Origin of the sequence: Streptomyces polyrhachis, assembly GCF_042663125.1 — a bacterium.
In the GTDB taxonomy this organism is placed as follows: Bacteria; Actinomycetota; Actinomycetes; order Streptomycetales; family Streptomycetaceae; genus Streptomyces; species Streptomyces polyrhachii.
On the sequence record NZ_JBHSZO010000060.1, the window covers coordinates 12,478 to 20,668 of the forward strand.

Annotated in this window: 10 protein-coding genes; 5 read left to right on the plus strand and 5 right to left on the minus strand. The window is 73.7% G+C overall.

Annotated features, from left to right (window positions below):
• Positions 1-260 precede the first annotated feature (260 nt).
• Complete coding sequence (locus ACFQLX_RS24675) at positions 261-1,274, minus strand: sigma-70 family RNA polymerase sigma factor (RefSeq protein ID WP_386418613.1); 1,014 nt, start codon at positions 1,272-1,274, stop codon at positions 261-263.
• Between the two features lie 195 nt (positions 1,275-1,469).
• Here ACFQLX_RS24675 and ACFQLX_RS24680 point away from each other — a divergent pair, with 195 nt between their 5' ends.
• Complete coding sequence (locus tag ACFQLX_RS24680; protein ID WP_386418615.1) at positions 1,470-2,024, plus strand: GNAT family N-acetyltransferase; 555 nt, start codon at positions 1,470-1,472, stop codon at positions 2,022-2,024.
• Between the two features lie 155 nt (positions 2,025-2,179).
• Here the strand turns inward: ACFQLX_RS24680 and ACFQLX_RS24685 are convergent, their stop codons facing one another.
• Positions 2,180-2,611 carry an OsmC family protein gene (locus ACFQLX_RS24685; protein ID WP_386418616.1) on the minus strand — a complete coding sequence of 144 codons (432 nt, stop codon included), beginning with the start codon at positions 2,609-2,611 and terminating at the stop codon, positions 2,180-2,182.
• 275 nt (positions 2,612-2,886) lie between these two features.
• Here ACFQLX_RS24685 and ACFQLX_RS24690 point away from each other — a divergent pair, with 275 nt between their 5' ends.
• The 4 genes from ACFQLX_RS24690 to ACFQLX_RS24705 all read left to right on the plus strand — a co-directional run bounded on the left by ACFQLX_RS24690 (position 2,887) and on the right by ACFQLX_RS24705 (position 6,330).
• Complete coding sequence (locus tag ACFQLX_RS24690; protein ID WP_386418618.1) at positions 2,887-3,627, plus strand: TetR/AcrR family transcriptional regulator; 741 nt, start codon at positions 2,887-2,889, stop codon at positions 3,625-3,627.
• A gap of 76 nt (positions 3,628-3,703) precedes the next feature.
• Positions 3,704-5,230 (plus strand): MFS transporter, encoded by a 1,527-nt coding sequence (locus ACFQLX_RS24695; protein ID WP_386418620.1) that lies wholly within the window; start codon positions 3,704-3,706, stop codon positions 5,228-5,230.
• 130 nt (positions 5,231-5,360) lie between these two features.
• Complete coding sequence (locus ACFQLX_RS24700) at positions 5,361-5,852, plus strand: FBP domain-containing protein (RefSeq protein ID WP_386418622.1); 492 nt, start codon at positions 5,361-5,363, stop codon at positions 5,850-5,852.
• 43 nt (positions 5,853-5,895) lie between these two features.
• Positions 5,896-6,330, plus strand: a complete 435-nt coding sequence (locus tag ACFQLX_RS24705; protein WP_386418624.1) for an RNA-binding S4 domain-containing protein — start codon at positions 5,896-5,898, stop codon at positions 6,328-6,330.
• Between the two features lie 32 nt (positions 6,331-6,362).
• Here ACFQLX_RS24705 and ACFQLX_RS24710 read toward each other — a convergent pair whose 3' ends face one another.
• From ACFQLX_RS24710 to ACFQLX_RS24720, 3 genes are all read right to left on the minus strand, one after another.
• Positions 6,363-6,521, minus strand: a complete 159-nt coding sequence (locus ACFQLX_RS24710) for a hypothetical protein (protein ID WP_386418625.1) — start codon at positions 6,519-6,521, stop codon at positions 6,363-6,365.
• A gap of 97 nt (positions 6,522-6,618) precedes the next feature.
• Positions 6,619-7,806, minus strand: coding sequence for a P1 family peptidase (locus tag ACFQLX_RS24715; protein WP_386418627.1), 1,188 nt, complete (start codon positions 7,804-7,806; stop codon positions 6,619-6,621).
• A gap of 49 nt (positions 7,807-7,855) precedes the next feature.
• Positions 7,856-8,191 (minus strand): hypothetical protein (locus ACFQLX_RS24720; RefSeq protein ID WP_386418628.1); only part of this gene is annotated, 336 nt, incomplete at its 5' end.

The window sequence follows — 8,191 nt, forward strand, 5'->3', positions numbered from 1 at the left end:
AGCCCACGCCTACGGAGCCCACGCCCACCGAGCCCACGCCTACGGAGCCCACGCCTACGGAGCCGACGCCCACCGAGCCCGCGCCCACCGAGCCGGTGGCCGAGCCCGCACCGTCCCCCGTGGAGCCCACGAGCGCCGAGCCCACTCCCACCGCGGGCGGCTGAGCCCGGGCCCGGGAAGCCCGCACAGCACAAAGCCCCCGGCGCCGAGGGGGGGTACGGCGCCGGAGGCGGCTCTGTGCGGGGCGGCGGAGGCGGCGGTCAGGCCGCCTCGTCGAACCCCGTGTCGCGGGCCAGCTTCTTCAGCTCGACCAGCGCGTGCTTCTCGATCTGGCGGATCCGCTCACGGGTGAGGCCGTGCTGCTTGCCCACCTCCGTCAGCGTACGCTCACGGCCGTCCTCCATGCCGTAGCGCATCTTGATGATCGAGGCCGTACGCGGCTCCAGGCGGCCGATCAGGTCCTCCAGCTCCTCGCGGCGCAGCATCACCAGCACCGAGGCCTCCGGCGTCTGGGCGCCGTCGTCGCGCAGCAGGTCGCCGAACTGCGTGTCGCCCTCGTCGTCCACGGACATGTTCAGCGAGACCGGGTCGCGCGCCCAGTCCAGCACGTCCGTGACCCGCTCGGGCGTGGAGTCCAGCTCCGCGGCGACCTCCGCCACGTCCACCTCGCGGCCCTGCTCACGGCTCAGCTCGCGCTGCACGCGGCGGATCCGGCCCAGCTCCTCGACCAGGTGGACGGGCAGCCGGATGGTGCGCGACTGGTCGGCGATGGAGCGGGTGATGGCCTGGCGGATCCACCAGGTGGCGTACGTGGAGAACTTGAAGCCCTTGCGGTAGTCGAACTTCTCCACCGCGCGCACCAGACCGGCGTTGCCCTCCTGGACGAGGTCCAGCAGCGGCAGCCCACTGCGCGGATAACGCCGGGCCACGGCGACCACCAGCCGCAGGTTGGCGCGGATGAAGAGGTCCTTGGCGCGCTCGCCGGCGGCGACCAGCGCCGCCAGCTCCTCCTCGGTGGCGCGCGCCGAGGGCGCCTCGGGGGACTCGGGACCGGCCTCTCCGGCCAGCAGCCGCTCCGCGTACACACCGGCCTCGATGTCGAGCGAGAGCTCGACCTCCTTCGCGGCGTCGAGAAGCGGCGTGCGGGCTATCTCGTCGAGATACATGCCGACCAGGTCGCGGTCCGCGATCTCGCCGGTGGCCCGAGCGCTGCTTGCCCTGCCGGTGGCGGCCGGGCGGCCGGCACTGCGGCGGGCGACGGCACGAGTAGCCATGCATGCTCCCTGTTACGCGTGTGCGTACGCGTACATAGACGAATGGTCAGGTGAAGCGGCGCACATCACGATCAGGCTTCTGATCGATGCCGTTTCACTGCTTCCAACGACGGGAATCCGGACAGAATTCCCACCGCGTCCGTCGATTTTCGAGATCTTGCAGTATCCTGCGTGGCCGCACGTTAGCCTCGATTGGTGAACGAATCTTCAGAGCGGCCGGAGACGCAGGTCAGGCCAGGGGTCGAAGCCGACCTGGCGGCCCTCACGGGCATCTACAACCACTACGTCCGTGAGACGGGCGTCACCTTCGACACCGAGCCGTTCACCCCGGAGGAGCGCCGCGGCTGGCTGCTCTCCCACCCTGAAGACGGTCCGCACCGCCTGAAGGTTGCGCAGGAGGCCGCGACGGGCCGGATTACGGGCTACGCCACCTCCAGCGCCTTCCGCCCCAAGCCGGGGTACGGCACCTCGGTGGAGGTGAGCGTCTACCTGGCGCCGGACGCGGTCGGCGCGGGCGTGGGCGGCGCGCTGTACGCGGCGCTCTTCGCGGACCTGCGCGGCGAGGACCTGCACCGGGCCTACGCCGGGATCGCGCTGCCCAACGAGGCGTCGATCCGCCTGCACGAGCGCTTCGGCTTCGCGCACCTGGGGACGTACCGCGAGGTGGGGCGGAAGTTCGGCCGCTACTGGGACGTGGCCTGGTTCGAGAAGGATCTCGGCCGCCAGGACGATCCCGGCCTAATCCGCTAGGAGGAGGCGGCGGTGCCGCTCTCCGACCTCCGGCCGTTTTGCCGGTCCCCAACGGTCCGTAGCGTCATGCGTGTTGGGGGTGGGGGCTGGTGGGGATGCCAGGAGGCGGGGCGGTGGTGGAGGCCCGGCGCGCGCCGGGCCTCCACCACGGGCGCCTACGGCAGCAGCGTCGCCTCAAGCGTGATGTCCTTCACGCCGGCGAGCGCCTGGCTCACCGGGCAGTTCTTCTTGGCGTCCTCGGCGGCCGCCTGGAACTCCTCCTGCGACAGCCCCGGCACCTTCGCCTGGACGGTCAGCGCGATCTTCACGATGCCCTCGCCGGGCTGGAAGGTGACGTCGGCCTGCGTGTCCAGGGTCTCCACGGTGTGGCCCTTGCCCGCGAGGCCGTGGCTGAAGGCCATCGAGTAGCAGGACGAGTGCGCGGCGGCGATCAGCTCCTCGGGGGAGGTCTTGCCGCCGGGCTCGGCGGAGCGCGCCGGCCAACTCACGTCGTACGAGCCGAGCTTGGAGGACTCCAGGGCCACGGTGCCCTTGCCGTCGAGGAGATTGCCCTCCCAGTGCGTCTTCGCGGTGCGCGTGGTTGCCATCGTGAACCTCCGGTTCGGAAACGAGCGATATGCGCTGTACGCGCCCAAGCTATCGCCCTCCGTACGGGCGCGGGAGCCGCCCCCGGCCGCGGGCTCCCGGCGGCCCCGCCCCGGATGTGACGCACGCCACGAAAGACCCGGAAATATCCGGGGATTCATTCCCCGTTTACCCGGCGAGCGTAGAAACGGGGAGTCGCTCCCCGGATCGACGGACGAAGAGGCCACACTACGACCGGCGCGCGCAGAGCGCGCCCCCGCCACGGGAAGGAGCCCCGATGACCGAGCCCGTCACGCAGTCCAGTGCGCAGCCCGCCGCCTCGCACCCGCGCCCGCTGCGCGCCGACGCCTCGCGCAACCGCGCGCGCATCGTCGACGCCGCGCGGCTCGCCTTCGTCGAGGAGGGCCCCGAGGTCCCGCTGGACGAGATCGCCCGCCGCGCCGGCGTCGGCAACGCGACCGTCTACCGCCACTTCCACGACCGCCGCGACCTCATCCGCCAGGTCGCCCTGGAGTCCATGGAGCGCGTCGCCGCCGAGGCGGAGGCGGCGCTCGCCGAGGAGACCGAGCCCTTCGAGGCGCTGCGGCGCTTCGTCCTGAGCGCCGCCGAGGAGCGCATCGGCGCCCTGTGCCCGCTGCTGACCGGCAGCGCTGGCAGTGCTGGCAGTGCTGGCAGTGCCGACAGGGCCGACGGCTTCGGGGGTTGCGGTGAGATCACGCCGACCCGCGAGCGGCTGGGGGCGGCCGTCGAGGCGGTCATGGACCGCGCCCGCCGGGCCGGCGTCCTGCGGACGGACGTCGCCGCCGGCGACCTGATGGTCGCCCTGGTCCAGCTGACCCGGCCGCTCCCGGGCAACCAGTGCGTCGACTTCGACCGCTTCGCCCAGCGCCATCTGCGCCTCTTCCTCGACGGCCTGCACGCGCCCGGCCGCTCCGAACTGCCGGGCGAGCCCGCCACGTTGGCGGACCTCGCGGGCGGCTCGGGCCCGTACGAGGAGCGGCAGGGACCCGCCATGTGAGCCCACGGCCGCCCCGCGGCCCGCCCCCAGGACCGACGTACCGGACGAACCACGTACCAGTGAGGTAACCCCACCCATGTCACAAGCAGTGCCCCAGGCTGCGACGCAGCCCGACCCCAAGCGCTGGAAGGCCCTCGCCTTCATCGCCGTCGCGCAGCTGATGGTCGTCCTCGACGCCACCATCGTGAACATCGCGCTCCCCACCGCCAAGGACGACCTCGACATATCCACCGCCAACCAGCAGTGGGTCATCACCGCCTACGCCCTGGCCTTCGGCGGCCTGCTCCTCTTCGGCGGCCGGATCGCCGACATCTGGGGCCGCAGGCGCACCTTCATCACGGGCCTCATCGGCTTCGCCGGCGCCTCCGCGCTGGGCGGCGCGGCCACCGGCCAGGAGATGATGTTCGCCTCCCGCGCCCTGCAGGGCGTCTTCGGCGCGCTGCTCGCCCCGGCCGCGCTGTCGCTGCTGGCGGTGCTCTTCACCGACGGCAAGGAGCGGGCGAAGGCGTTCGGCATCTACGGCGCCATCGCCGGCGGCGGCGGCGCGCTCGGCCTGATCCTGGGCGGCGCGCTCACCGAGTACCTGGACTGGCGCTGGACCTTCTTCGTCAACATCCCCTTCGCGGTGGTCGCTGTCCTGGGCGCCCTGGCCTACATCCACGACCCGGCGGGCAGCCGCAACCGCTCCCCGCTGGACATCCCCGGCGTGCTGCTCTCCACCCTGGGCCTGGTCGCCCTGGTCTACGGCTTCACCCGCGCCGAGTCCTCGGGCTGGACCGACACGTACACGGTGGCGATGTTCGTCCTCTCGCCGGTGCTGCTGGCGGCGTTCGTGCTGTGGGAGTCGAAGAGCAAGGCCCCGCTGCTGCCGCTGCGCGTGCTGCTGGAGCGCAACCGCGGCGGTGTCTACCTCTCCCTGGGCCTGGCGGTCATCGCCATGTTCGGCCTCTTCCTCTTCCTCACCTTCTACATGCAGATCATCCGGGAGTACGAGGCGCTGGAGACCGGCGTCGCCTTCCTGCCGATGATCGTCGGCATGATCGCGGGCTCCACCCAGATCGGTGCCCGCCTGATGCTGCGGGTCCCGGCCCGGCTCCTGATGGGCCCGGGCTTCCTGCTCGCCGCGGTCGCCATGCTGATCCTGACGCAGCTGGAGACGGACAGCTCCTACTGGGGCCTGATGGCTCCGGCGATGTTCCTGATGGGCCTGGGCATGGGTACGGCCTTCATGCCGGCGATGTCCCTGGCCACTTACGGCGTCGAGCCGCGTGACGCGGGTGTCGCCTCCGCGATGGTCAACACCTCCCAGCAGGTGGGCGGCGCGATCGGCACGGCGCTGCTGAACACCATCGCCGCCTCCGCCACCACGGCCTGGGGCAGCTCGCACCTGAAGGAGGCCCCGGCGCTGGGCAAGCAGGGCTACCAGTACGCCGCCCTGGTCCACGGCTACACCACCGCCATCTGGTGGGCGGTCGGCATCCTGGTCGTCTCGGCCGCGATCGCCTTCGTCTTCATCAACGCGGGCAAGCCGCAGGCCCCGGCGCCCGCCGCCGAGGGCGACGGCCTCGTGAAGGAGCCGGCGCCCCCGGTCGTCGTGCACTGACGCCCCGGCGGTCACCCCACCGGTACGCGGGCCCCGGCCGGTACGTCCCCAGGGACGTACCGGCCGGGGCCCCTCCCGTGCGCCCCCATAACCGGTTGGCCCCTTTCGGGGTGCTAGGTACCGTGGACGGATGCGCAAGGTGACAGAACCGGAGATCCGCGAGTCCTTCGTCAACTGCTCCAAGGGCGAGGCCAAGCGGCTGGCGGTCCCCCGCGACCTGGACCAGTTGCCCTGGGCGGACCTGGACTTCCTCGGCTGGCGCGACCCGGGCGCCCCCGACCGCACGTACCTGGTCATGGACCGCCCCGCGGGCCTCACCGGCGTCGCGTTCCGCTTCCCCCGCGTCCAGCGCGGCTTCCTCCAGCGCAACATGTGCACCCTCTGCCACACCTCCCACCCCGGGAACGGCGTCTCGCTCATGACCGCGCGCAAGCCCGGCAGGGCGGGCCGCGAGGGGAACTCCGCCGGCCTGCACATGTGCACCGACCTGGCCTGCCCCCTCTACCTGCGCGGCCTGAAGTCCACGGGCCCGATGCGCTACGAGGAGTCGCTCACCCTTGAGCAGAAGGTCGAGCGGATGTCGGACCGCCTGGAGGAGTTCCTGGCCACGCTGTACGCGTAGACGGCACGAACCGTCCGGCCGGCGCGCGCACTACGATCGACCCATGACGCACTCACCCGCAGCCGGCTCCGCCGCGAACACCGCGGCCGGAAGCGCCCGGGTGGACGCCTGGGTGTGGGCCGTACGCCTGGTGAAGACCCGGGCCGTGGCCGCCGCCGCCTGCCGGGCGGGCCATGTGAAGGTCAACGGCGAGCGCGTGAAGCCGGCCCAGGCCGTCCGGGCGGGCGACGAGATCCGCCTCTTCCACGCCGGCCGCGAGCGCATCGTCGTGATCTCGCGGATCATCCGCAAGCGCGTCGGCGCCCCCGCCGCCGCGGAGTGCTACGTCGACAACTCCCCGCCGCCCCCGCCGCGCGAGGAGACCCCGGTGGTCGCCGTCCGCGACCGCGGCGCCGGCCGCCCGACCAAGCGCGAGCGCCGCGACCTGACGCGACTGCGCGGCGCGGAGCTGGGGACGCAGGAGCGCCGGGGGCGGTAGGGCGGGGGCGGTAGCGCGGGGACGGTAGCGCCTCAGTCCACGTGGTGCGGAGGCTTCTCGTCCAGGAAGCGCGCCAGATCCGCCGCGCCCCCTCCCGCCGGGCGCTCGCCCCAGCCGTCGTCGCTGTCGTCGGCCGAGGGCAGGGAGAGGGGATCGTCGAAGTCCAGCGCGGGACGCGGGGGCGTACTCATGCCTCCAGCCTACGGGCCCCGCCACCGGCCCGAAGCGGCTGCCGCCCGCGCCCACGCCCCCGGCCGCCAGGGGCGGGGTACGGACCCCGCACCGTCCTCACCTCCCGTACAGCTCACGGTAGGACGGGAACACCCCGCCCGGTGTGTCCACGCTCTGTGCCGCCAGCACCGCCCGCACCACCGACCGGCACAGCACATCCGCCCCGGCGGCGAGGATCCCGTTCAGCGCACCCGCCTCCCGGTGCACGAAGAACGCCGGATCGCCCTCCTCCTCCGCCCCCGGCGCGAGGAGGGGACGCTCGCCGGTGGCCAACGTGAAGACGGTGTCCCCGTCGCTGAGCAGATGCACCGGCCGCACGGCCCGGGCGAGCCCGTCGTGCGCGGTCCCGGCGAGCTTCTGCGCCTGGGCCGGCGAGAGCACGGCGTCGGTGGCCACCACGGCCAGCGTGGTGTTGAGCACTCCCCGCCCCACGGCCCCGAACCGCGCGGCGCTCTCCTCCCGGGCCGCCGCCAACCGCTCCACCGCCCCGGCGTGCACCCCGGCAGCAGGCCACACCGCCATCCCCGCACCGACCCCCTCTCCGCCGACCTCCTCCCGACCGACCCCCTCCCGACCGGTCAACTCCCGACCGGCCACCGCCCGATCGAACACCGCCCCGTACAACACCCCCGTCTCCGGATCCAGTACGGACCCGACCGCGTTCACCGCGGCGATCGCCCCGACCGTGTGCCCCGAGGCCAGCGTGACGCTCGCCGTCCCGATCCCGCCCTTGAGCCCCCCGGCGACCGCGCCCGTACCGGCCCCGACGTTGCCCTCGGCGGGATCGGGGAGCGGACCGGAGTCCGGACCCGGGCCGCCCGCGCACACCGCCGCGCCCGCCGCCTCGTACCCCAACTCCGCGTCCGGCCGCGCCCGCCAGTCCCCGCCCCGGCCGAGATCGAAGAGCGCCGCCGCCGGCACCACGGGGACGACCTGCCCGGCCTCGGGACCGACCCGGAAACCGCGCCCCCGCTCCTCCAGCCACCGCACCACCCCGCCGACGGAGTCGAGCCCGAACGCGCTGCCACCGGTGAGCACCACCGCCTCCACCGCCTGCACGAGGTTGCGCGGATCGAGCGCGTCGGTCTCCCGCGTCCCCGGCCCACCGCCGCGCACGTCCACCCCGGCCACCGCGCCCCCGGGCGGCGCCAGCACCACCGTGACCCCGCTCAACCACCCCCCGCCGACCCGCTGGGCATGACCCACCCCGATGCCCCGCACATCCGTGATCGCATCGCGCACCATGCCCCGCACGGTACGCCGCCGTGCCTCCCCGCCGGCGGGAAGCGCGCACTCAGCACACGACCACCGCCAGCCGCTCCGAGACGCCCGCACCCGCCAGCGCCACCGCCGTGTGCCGGGGCACCGAGAGCACGACCAGCGCACCCTCCGCATCCCCGGCGACGTCGGAGGCATCGAAGCCCCCGGAGACTGCGGAGCCCCCCGACCGCGCGGAGTCCGGCGGCGGCACCCGGCTCACCCGCGCCGCCCGGGCCAGCAGCCGGGGCTCGGCGTCAGGCCGGCCCCGCGCCGCCGCCAGCACGTCCACCCGGTCGCCCGGCCGCAGCAGCGCCGCCGCCCCCGCGTCCGCGATCCGCACCGGCGCCGAGACCAGCGCCGGGACCGCCGG

Excerpts from the sequence above, each read along its gene's own strand:
- ACFQLX_RS24710 (WP_386418625.1), bottom strand. The coding sequence starts at position 6,521 with ATGAGTACGCCCCCGCGTCCCGCGCTGGACTTCGACGATCCCCTCTCC.
- ACFQLX_RS24695 (WP_386418620.1), top strand. The coding sequence starts at position 3,704 with ATGTCACAAGCAGTGCCCCAGGCTGCGACGCAGCCCGACCCCAAGCGC.
- ACFQLX_RS24705 (WP_386418624.1), top strand. The coding sequence starts at position 5,896 with ATGACGCACTCACCCGCAGCCGGCTCCGCCGCGAACACCGCGGCCGGA.
- ACFQLX_RS24700 (WP_386418622.1), top strand. The coding sequence starts at position 5,361 with ATGCGCAAGGTGACAGAACCGGAGATCCGCGAGTCCTTCGTCAACTGC.
- ACFQLX_RS24675 (WP_386418613.1), bottom strand. The coding sequence starts at position 1,274 with ATGGCTACTCGTGCCGTCGCCCGCCGCAGTGCCGGCCGCCCGGCCGCC.
- ACFQLX_RS24690 (WP_386418618.1), top strand. The coding sequence starts at position 2,887 with ATGACCGAGCCCGTCACGCAGTCCAGTGCGCAGCCCGCCGCCTCGCAC.
- ACFQLX_RS24715 (WP_386418627.1), bottom strand. The coding sequence starts at position 7,806 with ATGGTGCGCGATGCGATCACGGATGTGCGGGGCATCGGGGTGGGTCAT.
- ACFQLX_RS24685 (WP_386418616.1), bottom strand. The coding sequence starts at position 2,611 with ATGGCAACCACGCGCACCGCGAAGACGCACTGGGAGGGCAATCTCCTC.